The organism is Streptomyces sp. NPDC002776 (assembly GCF_053592195.1).
This window is the reverse complement of record NZ_JBSFVG010000002.1, coordinates 699,115-712,324: the sequence shown is the minus strand read 5'-3', so window position 1 is coordinate 712,324 and position 13,210 is coordinate 699,115. Positions and strand designations below refer to the sequence as shown.

At 71.4% G+C, this 13,210-nt stretch carries 13 protein-coding genes; 9 read left to right on the top strand and 4 right to left on the bottom strand.

Going from position 1 to position 13,210, the window contains the following annotated elements; translation table 11 throughout:
- Positions 1-81: 81 nt before the first annotated feature.
- Positions 82-783: an LmeA family phospholipid-binding protein gene (locus ACWD11_RS07450; RefSeq protein ID WP_451281821.1), complete on the bottom strand. Its 702-nt coding sequence runs from the start codon at positions 781-783 to the stop codon at positions 82-84.
- A gap of 119 nt (positions 784-902) precedes the next feature.
- On the opposite strand from ACWD11_RS07450, the gene ACWD11_RS07445 reads away from it, so the two are divergent.
- The 3 genes from ACWD11_RS07445 to ACWD11_RS07435 all read left to right on the top strand — a co-directional run bounded on the left by ACWD11_RS07445 (position 903) and on the right by ACWD11_RS07435 (position 3,262).
- On the top strand, positions 903-1,523 hold the full coding sequence (locus ACWD11_RS07445) for a TetR family transcriptional regulator (protein WP_451281819.1): 621 nt from the start codon (positions 903-905) through the stop codon (positions 1,521-1,523).
- Between the two features lie 123 nt (positions 1,524-1,646).
- Positions 1,647-2,420 (top strand): IclR family transcriptional regulator, encoded by a 774-nt coding sequence (locus ACWD11_RS07440; RefSeq protein WP_389416214.1) that lies wholly within the window; start codon positions 1,647-1,649, stop codon positions 2,418-2,420.
- Positions 2,417-3,262, top strand: coding sequence for an SMP-30/gluconolactonase/LRE family protein (locus ACWD11_RS07435; RefSeq protein WP_389416215.1), 846 nt, complete (start codon positions 2,417-2,419; stop codon positions 3,260-3,262). Before ACWD11_RS07440 ends, ACWD11_RS07435 begins: the two co-directional genes overlap by 4 nt.
- Here the strand turns inward: ACWD11_RS07435 and ACWD11_RS07430 are convergent, their stop codons facing one another.
- The 3 genes from ACWD11_RS07430 to ACWD11_RS07420 form a co-directional block, all read right to left on the bottom strand.
- Entirely contained in the window at positions 3,263-4,675 is a 1,413-nt protein-coding gene (locus tag ACWD11_RS07430) for an FAD-dependent oxidoreductase (RefSeq protein ID WP_389416216.1), read from the bottom strand.
- A gap of 152 nt (positions 4,676-4,827) precedes the next feature.
- Positions 4,828-6,057 carry an MAB_1171c family putative transporter gene (locus tag ACWD11_RS07425; RefSeq protein WP_451281816.1) on the bottom strand — a complete coding sequence of 410 codons (1,230 nt, stop codon included), beginning with the start codon at positions 6,055-6,057 and terminating at the stop codon, positions 4,828-4,830.
- Positions 6,054-6,665: a toxin-antitoxin system, toxin component family protein gene (locus ACWD11_RS07420; RefSeq protein ID WP_451281814.1), complete on the bottom strand. Its 612-nt coding sequence runs from the start codon at positions 6,663-6,665 to the stop codon at positions 6,054-6,056. The genes ACWD11_RS07425 and ACWD11_RS07420 overlap by 4 nt, the downstream gene beginning before the upstream one ends.
- Positions 6,666-6,913: 248 nt before the next feature.
- Here ACWD11_RS07420 and ACWD11_RS07415 point away from each other — a divergent pair, with 248 nt between their 5' ends.
- The 6 genes from ACWD11_RS07415 (at position 6,914) to ACWD11_RS07390 (ending at position 13,126) form a co-directional block, all read left to right on the top strand.
- On the top strand, positions 6,914-8,263 hold the full coding sequence (locus ACWD11_RS07415; RefSeq protein ID WP_389416219.1) for an extracellular solute-binding protein: 1,350 nt from the start codon (positions 6,914-6,916) through the stop codon (positions 8,261-8,263).
- The gene (locus ACWD11_RS07410) at positions 8,260-9,201 is read left to right on the top strand and encodes a carbohydrate ABC transporter permease (RefSeq protein WP_389416220.1); all 942 of its coding nucleotides are present in this window, start codon (positions 8,260-8,262) and stop codon (positions 9,199-9,201) included. The genes ACWD11_RS07415 and ACWD11_RS07410 overlap by 4 nt, the downstream gene beginning before the upstream one ends.
- Positions 9,198-10,055 (top strand): carbohydrate ABC transporter permease, encoded by an 858-nt coding sequence (locus ACWD11_RS07405; RefSeq protein WP_451281812.1) that lies wholly within the window; start codon positions 9,198-9,200, stop codon positions 10,053-10,055. The genes ACWD11_RS07410 and ACWD11_RS07405 overlap by 4 nt, the downstream gene beginning before the upstream one ends.
- On the top strand, positions 10,052-11,023 hold the full coding sequence (locus tag ACWD11_RS07400) for an arabinan endo-1,5-alpha-L-arabinosidase (RefSeq protein WP_451281810.1): 972 nt from the start codon (positions 10,052-10,054) through the stop codon (positions 11,021-11,023). Before ACWD11_RS07405 ends, ACWD11_RS07400 begins: the two co-directional genes overlap by 4 nt.
- Positions 11,024-11,127: 104 nt before the next feature.
- Complete coding sequence (arfA, locus tag ACWD11_RS07395; RefSeq protein ID WP_389416223.1) at positions 11,128-12,633, top strand: arabinosylfuranosidase ArfA; 1,506 nt, start codon at positions 11,128-11,130, stop codon at positions 12,631-12,633.
- A gap of 34 nt (positions 12,634-12,667) precedes the next feature.
- Complete coding sequence (locus tag ACWD11_RS07390; protein WP_389416224.1) at positions 12,668-13,126, top strand: RrF2 family transcriptional regulator; 459 nt, start codon at positions 12,668-12,670, stop codon at positions 13,124-13,126.
- Positions 13,127-13,210: the final 84 nt, after the last annotated feature.

Sequence of the window (13,210 nt, the reverse complement as noted above, 5' to 3'; positions counted from 1 at the left end):
AGGCGCTGTGGGCGGTGGTGGCCGGCCGAGGGGGAGCCGGACGGGTGCCGGTGCGCGGTGACGGCCCGCCGAGGGGGAGGGTCAGGCCCGCACGGTCGTACTGCCTCCCGCCAGCTCCATGCGCAGCCCGTCGCCGGTGACGTCGAGGCGTTCCGGCTCCAGGTCGAGCGGCAGCCCCGACAGGTCGACCTCCCGCGGGGCGTCCCCGAGCAGTTGCCCGGCGAGGGCCTCGGGGAGGACGCGTTCGCCGACGTGCACGGCGGTGCGCTCGAACCGGATGCCCTCCTGCTCCAGGACAGGCCGGAAACCGACGGAGATCCGTCCGGCCGGACCGGCGTGCACGACCAGCTCGCCCGTCTCCTGCTCGGTCGTCACCGCTGCGATGTTCAGCGCGCCCCCGGTCATCGTGGTGACGGCACCGGCCAGGGCGGTGTCCGTCAGTTCGGCGCTGACCTGGGTGTCGGCCACCGACAGTCCGTCGCCGGTACGGACCACATCGGCGAGTTCGGCGTGCAGGTCCACCCCGGAGAACCGGCGGAACGTCGCGCCCTCGCCGGAGACCTCCACGCGGGGGAAGGACCCGCGGGCCAGTTGCAGCATCACCGGTGTCGGTCCGAAGCCCACGTCGAGGCCGGTGTGCAGGCGCTCCTCCATGCGGTCCGTGAGCCGGTCGGCCGCCTGATGACGTGCCACCGCCTCGACGGCGGCCCCGGTGACCAGCACGGCGCCGACCCCGCCCAGGGCGATCAGACGGGTCCTGCGGGAGATGCGACCGCGGGGCACACGCCTCGGACCGCGGGGCACACGCCTCCTCCGAAAAAGTGTCATGACTGACACCATACCGAAGGTGTCATGACTGACAGATTCCGCACCGTCGGTTTTCCGCCTGCGATACTCCGCACATGGCAACCCTCGACACCTCCCCCGCGGAGCCACGCGGGCGCCGCGAGGCGCAGAAGGCGGCGACCCGCAAGGCCCTCCAGGAGGCCGCCCACCGCATGTTCGAGGAGCGTGGGTACGCGCAGACCACGGTGCGGGACATCGCGGCCGCCGCCGGAGTCACCGAGCGGACCTTCTTCCGCTACTTCCCCTCCAAGGAGGACCTGGTCCTCGACGAGGTCCTGGACCTCATCCCGGTCATGCGGGCCCATGTCGTCGCCCGGCCCGCCGACGAGGACCCCTACACCGCCGTCCTCGGCGCCTGCCTCGACCTCATCGCCGACGGCACTCCCGGCCTGATGTTCAGCGGGCCGCCGCAGCGCTTTCCGGGCCGGCCGGTGCGCCAGTTCCTGCCGGTGCTCAGCCAGTTCGAGGACGGTCTCGCCGACGCCCTGCTGGAGCGGCTCGCCGGGCATCGTCCCGACGCGGCCACGCCGCTGCGCGCGGCCGTGCTGGCCCGGGCCGCCGTCGGCGCGATGCGCTCCGCGCTGTTCGCGTACGCCGGTCTGCCGGAGGCGGAACGCACGCCCGCCAGGGCGCACGAGCTGCTGGCCTCCGCGTTCGACTGCCTCCGGGAGTCATGAGCGCGGGACATCCGGACATCGGGTCGCCGCAGTCCCATTGCCCAGGCAAACCCAGCATGAGTAGCCTGTGTTCGTCATTCCGACCAGCCGTTGAAATTTCGAACATTAGGGAGGGGGCCGCACGTGGGACGCCTCGTACCTGCCGTGACCCGGGCTCTCGACATCCTCGAGCTCTTTCTCGACGGGGACGGCACACTCTCCGCCCCCGACATCGTGCGCAAGCTCCAGCTCCCGCGCACCACCGTGCACGAACTCGTCACCACGCTCGCCGCCCGGTCCTACATCGTCCCGGTGCCGGGGCAGCCGGGCCGCTACCGGCTGGGCGTCCGGCCGTACCAGCTCGGCAGCCGGTACGCCGAGCAGCTCGACCTCGCCGCCGAGGGCCAGAACGTGGCCCGGACGGTCGCCGAGACCTGCGACGAGACCGTACACGTGGCGATCCTCGAAGGCACCGACGTCATCTACATCGCCAAGGTCGACTCCACGCACGCCGTGCGCATGGTGTCGGCGGCCGGCCGCCGTCTGCCCGCCCACTGCACCTCCGTCGGCAAGATGCTGCTGGCGTCCCTGCCGGAGCCGGAACTCACCTCGCGCATCCCGGACGGTGCCGAGCTGGTCGCGATGACCCCCAACAGCATCACCGACCCGGCCGTTCTGCGCGAGGCCCTTGCCGAGATCCAGACGCGCGGGATCGCCGTGGAGAGCCGCGAGTCCAACCCGGACGTCTCCTGCGTCGCCGCGCCGGTACGCGACCGCACCGGCCGGGTCGTGGCCGCGCTGTCCATCTCCGTACCGATGATCCGCTGGAGCGAGGAGCGCAAGGCGGAGCTGGAGCAGCTCGCCGCCAAGGGCGCCGCCGAGCTGTCCGAGCGGCTCGGCCACCGGACCGCGGCATGAGGTACGACGTCGCGGTACGCGCCGAGGCGACCCTCGGTGAAGGGCCCACCTGGGATCCGGTCACCGGCCGGCTCCTGTGGATCGACATCCTCGGGTCGCGCATCCACTCCTACGACCCGTCCTCCGGCCGCCGCACCAGCCGTACCACCGGCCAGCACATCGGCGCCGTGAAGCCGCGCGCGCAGGGCGGGCTGGTGCTGAACCTCCGGGACGGCGTGGCTCTCCTCGACCCCGACGACTCGCTGCGCTGGCTGCATCGCGAGCCCGTCCCGGGCCGCCGCGGCAACGACGCCGCCGTGGCCCCCGACGGTTCCCTCTGGGCGGGCACCATGCGCTACGACGAGGCGCCGGGCGGCGGCACGCTGTCCCGGATCACCGGGGCGGGGGAGGTGGTCCCGGTCCTGGACGACGTCACCGTCAGCAACGGCACCGGCTGGAGCCCCGACGGCCGGCTCCTGTACTACATCGACTCGCCCACCCGCCGCGTGGACGTCCTCGACCACGCCGGCGACGGGACCGTCTCGCACCGGCGTCCCCTGGTCGAGATCGAGGCCGGCGCCGGATTCCCCGACGGTCTCACCGTGGACGCCGACGGCTGTGTGTGGGTGGCCCTGTGGGACGGCGGGGCGGTACGGCGCTACACGCCCGCGGGCGAGCTGGACCGGGAGATCGTCCTGCCCACCCCGCGGATCACGGCCTGCGCCTTCGGCGGCGCGGACCTGACCGACCTGTACATCACCACGGCCCGGGTGGGCCTGGCCGCTCCGCATCCGGTGGCGGGCTCGCTGCTGGTGGTGCCGGGGGCGGGGACGGGCCTGCCGCAACCGGCCTTCGCGGGCTGACTACTGCAGCCCGGCCCGCTTCAGCTCGTCGTCCGTCAGCGGCGGTCCGCTCAGCGCCGGCTTGAGCGGGCCGACCGCGGCCGCCACCAGGATCGGCGGCGTGAGCAGCACGCCCGCGCCCTTCTCCAGTGCCATCACGTCCGTCAGCGCCCGCGCCACCCGGCCGTTGCCCGTGGCGGTGTACGTCAGACGGTCCACGTACGCGGCCACCAGCCGTTCCGCCCGCGTGGGCCCGGCCCCGGCGGCTCCGGTCGCCCCGGTCGCCCCGGGATAGAACACGTCCTGCCCGATGGCCAGGTCCCAGGCCGCCCGCGCCGGCCGGGCCACCGCCTTCTGCAGGCGCCGGGACAGCCCGGGCGTGGCCCAGCCGTGATCCTGCACCGTGGCGCGCAGGGTCACCGCCGCCTGGGCGGCCACCGACATGCCGTGCCCGTAGACGGGGTTGAACGCGGCGAGCGCGTCGCCGACGACGACGAAGTTCTCCGGCCACACCGCCATCCGCTCGTAGAAGTGGCGGCGGTTCGCCGTCGTACGGGTGAAGGCGACTTCCGAGAGGGGCTCCGCCCGCGCGATCAGGTCCGCCAGGATCGGATGCCGCTGCTCCTTGCGGGCGTGCACGTCGAAGTCGGCGGTGGAGGATGACGGTTCGCCTCCGCGGGTGCCGAACAGGGTGACCAGCCAGCGCCCGTCCTCGATCGGCAGCAGCACACCGCCCCGGCCGGGGCCGCCCGCGCGCGGCTCCGGCTGGACGTTGACCACCGGGAAGCCGTCGCGGGCCGCCTCCGGCGCCCGGAACAGGCGGCTCGCGTACGCCACCCCCGAGTCCACCTCCCGCACCTGCGGCCGTGGCAGTCCGAGCGCCGACAGCCACTTCGGGGTCCGGGATCCGCGCCCCGTCGCGTCGACCACCAGATCGGCTCGCAGGGTGCGCCGGGCGGCGTCGTGGGCCCGCAGGTGTACGCCGGTGACGGCGGCGGCCGTACCCTCCAGGCCCAGCACCTCCGCGCGCTCGATCAGCTCGATCCGTTCGTCGGCGAGGACCTGGGCGCGGACGGTCGCGTCCAGCAGGTCGCGGCTGCACAGCAGCATGAAGTGGGACTCCGCCCATCGCCGGTACCAGCCGCGGGGTGAGAGGCCGACCATGTCCGTGGTGACCGGAAGCCGCCGTGCGCCCGCCTCCGTGAGCCGCGCCGTCACGCCCGGCAGCAGTTCCTCCATGGCGTGGGCGCCGCCGGACCACAGCTGGTGGACATGGCGGGCCTGGGGGAGGCCCTTGCGCGGTTCGGGGCCCGCCGGGAGGGCGTCGCGCTCGACGACCGTGACCCGGACGCCGACGGAGGCCAGCGAACGGGCGGTGAGCATCCCGGCGACGGAGCCGCCGAGCACGACGGCGGTGGCACTGCGATCACTCATGGACGGCTTGCTCCTGATCGGTCAGTCATGGACGACTGGTTCTTCGCCATTCCGGCGCGAATACAGCTCGAACTACAGCACGAGAACACGGCATGGGACACCCATCGGCAGGGAGGAGTTCAGCGGCACCGGTGACGGGGCGGCGTCGGTGACTAGCTGGACGAGCGCGCCATGGAGGGCGACTCGGCCGTCCCGTCCCGCACCGTTTCCAGCAGATCGGGGCGGCGCAGGGCCCGGGACACCGCCCGGATCTCCCGGAGGAGTTCGGTGGTGTCGGGGTCGCCCGCGCCCTCGCTGTCCGGGGCCCGCCGCTTGGCCTCGACGGCGTCCTGGATGGCCACCGCGGCGGCCAGCGCCCGGGAGCGCTCCGGGCTGAAGCCGAGGGCGAGTCCCCGGTCGTGGGCGCGCTGCCGCTGGTCCTCGTCGAGGTGGCGGGCGAGGGGGAGCAGGGCGTCGCGGATGAACGTCTCCCGGCGCACCAGGCGCAGCTCGGGGGTGGCGCGCAGCACGTAGGGGAGGCGGTTGCCGCTGACCGTGCGCATCAGCAGGTACAGCGGCCGCAGTTCACGGTGGGCGAGCCGGACCCGCCAGCGGTCGTGCAGGAACTGGCCGGCGTGCGGGAGGATGAAGCCGACCGCGATCAGGATGGCCGACAGCGCGGCCACCGGCGGCGCCAGGTCGGTGCTGAGCCAGTCCAGGTCGTGGCCGGTCCACCGGGCCACCACGGCGGTGATCTTGGCCCCGTCGAAGACGAGGTTCACCACATAGCCGGCGCCCAGCAGCTTCAGTCCCCAGCGCAGCCAGGCGTCGAGGCCGTCGGTGCGCACCCAGTTCCAGATCAGCCGGGACGTGATCAGTACGGCCACGGTGTGCGCCAGGAGGTAGAGGACGATCTCCTCGCGCATGAACGGGGTGGTGGCGTAATAGGTGTCCAGGTCCCGCAGCCGCTCCACGGGGGCGTCCGCGAGGGCGAAGAGCACCCACAGGGCGACGATCACGCCCGAGTAGACGGAGACCAGCCAGCGCATGGCGCGGCGGGTGGCGGCGTTGCGGTCGGACAGGCCGTTGCGCCAGGCGATGATCAGCAGCAGACAGGAGCCGCAGAAGGCCGTCAGGAGCGAATAGCACCAGGGCGCCGAGATGTTGGGCACGCCGACCAGCCGGTTCACCCGGGCGATGGTCGAGGGCGTGCAGAAGACGAACACCGCGCAGGCGAGCAGCAGCAGTCCGCCGACCGCGCGCAGCAGCGGGTCGCGCCAGAGCCGGATGATGCTGGGCAGTTTGATCGCCAGGGCGGCGGCGAGCACCGCGGCGGGGATCCAGAAGGAGATGTAGAAGTCGCTGAGCGCGGCGGCGGGGTCCAGGGCCGACGTCGTGGTCATCCCGTCGGACCTCCTCGTCCGCGGTAGCCGAGGGACCGCTGGAGCGGGTCGAGCGGCGGCCGGGAGCCGGGCGCGTCCGTCAGGTACGGCCGGAAGGCCGCCGCCAGCCGGTGGCCGAAGTCGTCGGCGTCGGCCTCGTCCCGCTCCCGGGAGCCGTTGCGGGCGGCGACCCCGAGCGCGACGTCCTGCCAGTCGGGCCGCTCCGCCAGGGCGTCCACGGCCGCGGCGCCGGCGATGTGGTGGTGCCGGTGCCCCGCGTGCAGATGCCACAACTCATGGCCCAGAATGACGAGTTGCTGCATGGCCTCGGCCCGCTCCTCGACGATGACCAGGTCGAAGTCCTGGAACTCCACCCACAGCCCGGTGACTTCGATCTCGTCGGGGAACCGCTCGAAGCGCAGCTCCACGGGACGTCCGCCGCGACGGGCGCTCATCGCCGCGCACAGGTCCGCGCACAGCTCGCGCACATCGGCCGGGCGGCGGCCGTTCGCCCGTGCCGCGGTGGCCAGTTCGGCCGCCAGCGCACGCATCGCGGGGCCGCCGCGTGGGCGCCGCCGCAGCGCTGCCGCGACCCGGGCCGCCCTTTCGCGCGCGCCCGCGATGTCCATCCGTCCCCCTTCGTCTCGCCGCCGTCCCGGTGCCGTACGGCAGGCCGTTCGAGAGTACGCGGACGGCGCTGTCCACGTCATGCGGTCCGGGGGCCGTTGTTCAACCGGGAACCACCGGGCGCGACGGCCCGCGGCCTGAAAGCACCTTGAAATTCCTGCGCAACCCATTGACGCGCGAGCGCTTCGACCCTACGGTCCCGTTCGAAGTTACGAGCACCATTCGAAATCTCGAACAGTAAGGGCAGGGCATGGGACGACCTGGCCTGAACCGCAGGCAACTCCTCGCCGGAATGGGCGGGTTGACGGTCGCCGGAAGCTTCGGCTTCGCGGCGCTCGGGACCGGGGCCGACGCGCTCGCCTCCGGCGCCGACACCCGGGTGCGCTACTGGAACCTCTTCAGTGGCGGCGACGGCTCCAACATGATCGCGATGCTGGACGCCTTCCGTGCGCAGTACCCGGACATCGCGGTCAAGGACTCCACGCTCCAGTGGGGCAACCCCTTCTACACCAAGCTGGCCATGGCCGCCGCGGGCGACCGCGCCCCCGAACTCGGCGTCATGCACGTGGGCCGGGTCGCCGGCTTCTCCCCGGGCCGCCTCCTCGACCCGTGGGACGTCGGCCTGCTCGCCGAGTACGGCGTGAAGGAGCAGGACTTCAACCCCGCGCTGTGGAGCCGCGGCGTCATCGACGGCAAGCTCTACGCCCTGCCGCTCGACATCCACGTCCAGCTCTGCTTCTACCGCAAGGACGTGCTCAAGAAGGCGGATCTGCTCGGCGACGACGGCCGGATGATCCCGGTCGGCTCCACCGCCGAGTGGTTCGACGTCCTGAAGCGGGCCAAGGCGGTCCAGAAGAAGGGCCTGCAGACCATCGGCCTGTGGACCAACGACCAGAACTTCCAGTGGTGGTTCTTCGTCGCCTTCTACACCCAGCTCGGCGGCGAGTGGTTCAACGACGACCGCACCGAGGTCCTCTTCGACGCCGACAAGGCCACGCAGGTCCTGGAGTTCCTGCGGCAGCACGTCACCGACGGCTATGTCATCCCCGGCGCCCCCACCGGCGAGCAGTTCGTCAACGGCGCCCCCTTCACCTGGGAGGGCAACTGGTCGGTGCCGGTCTTCTCCGGTGCCGAACTCGACTACGGCGCCACCCCGCTCCCGCCCGTCTTCGGCAAGCAGGCCACCCACGCCGAGTCGCACGCCTTCGTCCTGCCCCACCAGGCCGGCCGCGGCGGCGCCGCCAACGAGGCCGCGCACCGACTGGCCGCGTACGTCGTCCAGCACGCCCAGCAGTGGGCGGCCGGCGGCCACATCCCCGCGTACACGCCGACGCTCACCACGGACGCGTACCAGAAGCTCACCCCGCAGAACGAGTACGTCAGCGCCATGGACCACCAGGCCACCGAGCCGAAGGTGTGGTTCGCGGGCTCCACCGGCGTGCTCGCCCAGGATCTCGGCCCGGTCGTCGTCTCCTCCACGATGGGCTCCGCCCAGCCGGCCGCCGTCGCCCGGACGATGAAGAGCCGGCTCACCCGGCTGCTGGCCTCGAAGAACCCGATGGACGGCCGGACCGCCGCCGAGGGAGGTGCGGCCGCATGATGGCGACCAGCGCTCAGACCGCCGTCGCACCGGCGCGGGCGAGGACCGCCGCCGCCAGTGCCACCGTCCGCCGCAAGCAGGGCTTCCAGCACGGGGGCTGGTTCGTCGCCCCCTTCCTGGCCCTGTTCGCCCTGTTCGTGATCTGGCCGCTGCTGCGGGGCGTCTACCTCAGCTTCACCGACGCCAACATCTCCGGCGAGGGCGCGAGCTTCGTCGGCCTCGACAACTACCGCGAAGCCCTGAACGACGCCGCGATGTGGGACGCGCTGGGCCACAGCGCCTACTTCACGCTGCTCGTCGTGCCCTGCATCACCGTCCTCGCCTTCCTGCTCGCGATGCTCGCCCACCACATCGAGCGCGCCAAATGGCTGTGGCGGCTGTGCTTCTTCGCGCCCTTCCTCCTGCCCTCCACGGTCGCGGCCAACATGTGGCAGTGGCTGTTCACCCAGGGCATCGGCCTGTTCAACGAGACCTTCGGGCTGGAAACGCCCTGGCTGACCGACAAGTCGTACGCGATGTTCGCCATCGTCATCACCACCCTGTGGTGGACCGTCGGCTTCTCCTTCCTGCTCTACCTCGCCGCCCTCCAGGGCATCCCCGGCCACCTCTACGAGGCCGCCAAACTCGATGGCGCCAACGCCTGGCACCGCATGGTCCACATCACGCTGCCGCTGCTGCGCAACATCACCGGCCTGGTGATCGCGCTGCAGATCCTCGCCTCGCTCCAGCTCTTCGACCAGGCCGTCGTGATGATGGACTTCAGCCCCGGGCCGGAGCTGTCCACCCGCTCCTTCGTCCAGTACACCCTCGAACAGGGCTTCACCAGCTACCGCGTGGGCTACGCCTCCGCGATGTCCATCATCTTCTTCGTGCTCATCGCAGCCGTCGCCCTGGCGCGGATGTGGCTGCTGCGCACCCGTGAGGAGGGCACCCGATGAGCGGCGCACCGATACGGCTCAAGCCCCGCAGTACCTGGTCCCCCAGCCAGATCGTGCTCACCCTGATCGGCGCCGCCGTCTCCGCCGTCTTCATGGCGCCGATCGTCGCGGCCCTGCTCACCTCGCTGAAGTCCGAGGCCGAGGCGGCCGAGATCCCGCCGCACTGGCTGCCGGAGGTCTGGACGGGCCAGGCGTGGCGGTCGCTGTGGGAGACCGGCAACGTCACCAACTGGTTCGTGAACTCCCTGGTCGTCTCCGTCTGCGTCACGGCCGTCGTGCTGGTCGTCAGCGCCCTCGCCGGATACGGCTTCGCCCGCACCGAGTTCCGCGGCAAGAACGCCCTGCTGGGCCTGGTGATGACGGGCCTGATGGTCTCCCCGGCGGTGCTCGGCGTGCCGCTGTTCACGACGGTCCAGCAGATGGGGATGGTCGACACCTACTGGGGCATGATCCTGCCGCAGTGCGCGCCGGCCGCGATGGTCTACATCCTCTACAAGTTCTTCCAGGGCATCCCGCGCGAGCTGGAGGAGGCCGCGTTCATCGACGGTGCGGGCCGCTGGCGGGTCTTCTTCACCATCGTCGTCCCGCTCGCCCGCCCCTCCCTCGCGGCGGTCGGCATCTTCACCTTCATCGCCTCCTGGAACAACTTCCTGTGGCCGTACATGGTGACCAACAACCCCGACCTGATGACCATGCCGAACGGCATCGCGACCGTCATGAACTCCTACGGCATCCAGTGGGCCCAGCTCATGGCCGGCGGCCTGATGGCGGGCCTGCCCCTGATCGTCGTCTTCGTCTTCTTCCAGCGGCAGATCGTGGCGGGCGTCGCCCACACGGGATTGGCGGGACAGTGACCCTGCGCAGCACCCTGACCGCCGTGACGGCGGCGGCCCTCATCGCCCTGCTGCCCCACACGGCGCAGGCGGCCGGGACCTACCCGGACCCCCGCCCCATCACCGGGCAGCAGATCATCCACGACCCCACCGTCATCCGCCTCAAGTCCGGCGGCTACGCGGCCTATTCGACCGGCGGCGTCATCGGCGCCCGCCTGTCGAAGGACGGCACGCACTGGGACGACGCGGGCAACGCCTTTGCCCAGCCGCCGAGTTGGTGGTACGAGTACAACGACACCGGTGATCCCTGGGCCCCCGACATCTCCTACCGCGACGGCAGGTACTGGCTGTACTACGCGGTCTCGTCCTGGGGCACCAACCACTCCGCGATCGGCGTCGCCACCTCCCGCTCCGGCCTCCCCGGCACCTGGACCGACCACGGCAAGGTCTTCAGCTCCGAGACGACCGACCACTGGAACGCCATCGACCCCGCCCTGATCAAGGCGGACGGCAGGCTCTGGATGTCCTTCGGCTCGTACTGGACCGGCATCCGCATGGTCGAACTCGACGAACGCACCGGCAAGGCGGTCCCGGGAGCCACGGTCCACCACCTGGCGACCCGACCCGACGTCCCGTACGCCGTCGAGGGCCCGTACATCGTCAAACACGGCCGCCACTACTACCTCTTCGCCTCCTACGACGCCTGCTGCTCCGGCGTGAACTCCACCTACAAGATCAAGGTGGGCCGCTCGACGGACATCAAGGGCCCGTACATCGACAGCACGGGCAAACCGATGCTGGAGGGCGGCGGCGACCTGCTCCTGGAGGGCCACGGCAGGTTCATCGGCACGGGCGGCCAGTCGGTCTTCAAGGACCGAGGCGAGGACTGGCTGGCGTACCACTACTACGACGCGGAGGACGCCGGCACGCCGAAGCTGGGCCTCAACAAGCTGAGCTGGTCGGAAGACGGCTGGCCGAACGCCGTATAGGGGCGCGGGGCTGTGTCTATTTGCGGCTTCGCCGCGTGGGCGCGATCAGCCCCCACGACCCGCAGACGCCATCCACACGGAACCACCCCCTTCGAAAGGCGAAAATGCACACCGCCCGCTTCACCCTCGACCCCGCGTTCACCGTCGGTGAGGTCAACCCCCGACTCTTCGGATCCTTCGTAGAACACCTCGGCCGCTGCGTATACACCGGCATCTTCGAACCCGACCACCCCACCGCCGACGAGGCCGGCCTCCGCCAGGACGTCCTCGACCTCGTCAGGGAACTCGGCGTCACCGCCATCCGCTACCCCGGCGGCAACTTCGTCTCGGGCTACAAGTGGGAGGACTCGGTAGGCCCGGTCGAGGACCGCCCCCGCCGCCTCGACCTCGCCTGGCGCACGACGGAGTCCAACCGCTTCGGCCTCTCCGAGTACATCGCCTTCCTCAAGAAGGTCGGCCCCCAGGCCGAGCCCATGATGGCCGTCAACCTCGGCACCCGGGGCGTCGCGGAGGCCATCGAGCTGCAGGAGTACGCCAACCACCCCTCCGGCACGGCACTCTCCGAGCTGCGCCGCAGCCACGGCGACAAGGACCCCTTCGGCATCAAGCTGTGGTGCCTGGGCAACGAGATGGACGGCCCCTGGCAGACCGGCCACAAGACGGCCGAGGAGTACGGCCGGGTCGCCGCCGAGACGGCCCGCGCCATGCGCCAGATCGACCCGTCCGTCGAACTCGTCGCCTGCGGCAGCTCCGGCCAGTCCATGGAGACCTTCGCCGAATGGGAGGCGACGGTCCTCAAGGAGACGTACGACCTCGTCGACTACATCTCCCTGCACGCCTACTACGAGCCGCTCGACGGTGACGTCGACTCCTTCCTGGCCTCGGCCGTCGACATGGAGTCCTTCATCGACAACGTCGTGGCCACCTGCGACCACATCGGCGCCCGCCTGAAGTCGAAGAAGAAGATCGACCTCTCCTTCGACGAGTGGAACGTCTGGTACCTGTCCCGCACCGAGGCCCAGGTCAGCGCCCTGGACTGGCCGGAGGCGCCCCGGCTGCTGGAGGACAACTACAGCGTCACCGACGCCGTCGTCTTCGGCTCGCTGCTCATCGCCCTGCTCCGGCACGCCGACCGCGTCACGGTCGCCTGTCTCGCGCAGCTCGTGAACGTCATCGCCCCGATCATGACCGAGCCCGGCGGCCCGGCGTGGCGGCAGACGACGTTCTTCCCGTTCGCCCAGGCGTCGCGGTACGGCCGCGGCCAGGTCCTGGACGTCCGGGTCGACTCGCCGACGTACGAGACGAAGAAGTACGGCGAGGCCGACCTGCTGCACGCCACCGCCGTGCGCGCCGAGGACGGGACGGTCACCGTGTTCGCGGTGAACCGCAGCCGCACCGAGTCGCTGCCGCTCGAAGTCGCCCTGAACGGGCTGGACCTGACCCGGGTCGTCGAGCACAGCGCGCTCGCCGACGCCGACCCGGACGCCCGCAACACGCTCGACGAGCCGGAGCGGGTCGCCCCGCACCCGGGCGAGGGCACGGCGCTGACGGACGGCGTCCTGACCGCCGTACTGGAACCGCTGTCCTGGAACGTGATCCGGCTGGGCTGACACGGACACCTGTGACAGCGGTGACAATGGTCGTATGAGGATCTCGGCACGGGCGGACTACGCGGTACGAGCGGTACTGGAGCTCGCCGTGCGCCAGGACGACGGCCCGGTGAAGGCGGAGGCCATCGCCACCGAGCAGGACATTCCGCACAAGTTCCTGGAGGGGATCCTCGGCGACCTCCGCCGCGCCGGTCTGGTCGACAGCCGGCGCGGCGGTAACGGCGGGTACCGGCTGGCCCGGGACGCGTCGGCGATCACGGTCGCCGATGTGATCCGGGCCGTCGACGGCCCCATCGTCTCCGTGCGCGGCGTCCGCCCGACCGGGCTGACCTACGCCGGGTCGGCCGAGCCGCTGCTGCCGCTGTGGATCGCGCTGCGCGCCAACGTCCGCCGGATCCTGGAGGGCGTCACCGTCGCGGACATCGCCACCGGCGCGCTGCCCGAGAACGTCCAGCTGCTGGCCGCGGAACCGGCCGCCTGGGAAAACCCTTAGAAGCCCTCTCGGCTCGCCCTCGCGGGCCTGGGCGCCCAGCTAGTGGACGGCAGCCTCGGCACGGCCCTACGGCGTCACCTCGCC

What these genes read in the sequence shown, in the direction of transcription:
- ACWD11_RS07445 (WP_451281819.1), top strand. Translation starts at nt 903, where the DNA reads ATGGCAACCCTCGACACCTCCCCCGCGGAGCCACGCGGGCGCCGCGAG.
- ACWD11_RS07435 (WP_389416215.1), top strand. Translation starts at nt 2,417, where the DNA reads ATGAGGTACGACGTCGCGGTACGCGCCGAGGCGACCCTCGGTGAAGGG.
- ACWD11_RS07430 (WP_389416216.1), bottom strand. Translation starts at nt 4,675, where the DNA reads ATGAGTGATCGCAGTGCCACCGCCGTCGTGCTCGGCGGCTCCGTCGCC.
- ACWD11_RS07425 (WP_451281816.1), bottom strand. Translation starts at nt 6,057, where the DNA reads ATGACCACGACGTCGGCCCTGGACCCCGCCGCCGCGCTCAGCGACTTC.
- ACWD11_RS07420 (WP_451281814.1), bottom strand. Translation starts at nt 6,665, where the DNA reads ATGGACATCGCGGGCGCGCGCGAAAGGGCGGCCCGGGTCGCGGCAGCG.
- ACWD11_RS07415 (WP_389416219.1), top strand. Translation starts at nt 6,914, where the DNA reads ATGGGACGACCTGGCCTGAACCGCAGGCAACTCCTCGCCGGAATGGGC.
- ACWD11_RS07410 (WP_389416220.1), top strand. Translation starts at nt 8,260, where the DNA reads ATGATGGCGACCAGCGCTCAGACCGCCGTCGCACCGGCGCGGGCGAGG.
- ACWD11_RS07405 (WP_451281812.1), top strand. Translation starts at nt 9,198, where the DNA reads ATGAGCGGCGCACCGATACGGCTCAAGCCCCGCAGTACCTGGTCCCCC.
- arfA (WP_389416223.1), top strand. Translation starts at nt 11,128, where the DNA reads ATGCACACCGCCCGCTTCACCCTCGACCCCGCGTTCACCGTCGGTGAG.
- ACWD11_RS07390 (WP_389416224.1), top strand. Translation starts at nt 12,668, where the DNA reads ATGAGGATCTCGGCACGGGCGGACTACGCGGTACGAGCGGTACTGGAG.